Origin of the sequence: Rhodoplanes sp. SY1, from assembly GCF_046000175.1 — a bacterium.
In the GTDB taxonomy this organism is placed as follows: Bacteria; Pseudomonadota; Alphaproteobacteria; order Rhizobiales; family Xanthobacteraceae; genus Rhodoplanes.
Window position 1 is genome coordinate 1 of the sequence record NZ_JBEOMB010000260.1, and the last position, 594, is coordinate 594.

Sequence of the window (594 nt, forward strand, 5' to 3'; positions counted from 1 at the left end):
CGCGTCTCGAAGGGCGAGGCGGCCTCATGGTGCGAGACGCGCTCCTCACCATGAGGGGAATCTCGATGCAGGGCCGCGGGGATCACAATCCCTGCATCACCTTTGCCACCTTCTCCAGATGCGCGGCGCGGGTCGCGTCGGTCGAGACGTTCATGTGATAATGCGCGTGGTAGGTGATCCTGGCGCGGCCGCCCGAGAGCACCCGCAGATAGCGCGTGATCACTTTGCGGGGCGGATCGCCCATCAGCAACGCGGTCCAGCGCGGCCGTCCGTAGGTGGTCACGGCGGCGATGCGCTTCAGATGCGTCAGCGCCGGCTTCACGTTGGCCGGATCGCTGATGTCGAAGGCGACGCCCGGCATCAGCACGCGATCGAACCAGCCTTTCAGCATCGCCGGCAGGCCGAAGCACCACACCGGAAACACCAGCACCAGCGCCTCGGCGGCCTGCAACCGGTCGACATAGCCCTGCACGGGCGCCTGGTTGACGGCGGTGTCGTGATAGGTCAGCCGCTCCTCGCGGCTGAGAACCGGATCGAAGCCTTCGGCGTAGAGATCGCAGTCGTCGACCGTGTGGCCGGCCGCGCGAAGGCTCT

The 594-nt window shown here is 67.0% G+C and carries 1 protein-coding gene; it reads right to left on the reverse strand.

All coding sequences use genetic code 11. The features are described from left to right. Window positions 1–82 precede the first annotated feature (82 nt). Window positions 83–594: NAD(P)H-dependent oxidoreductase (locus ABTU92_RS29000; RefSeq protein WP_408095025.1), on the reverse strand; the 512-nt coding region annotated here is incomplete at its 5' end.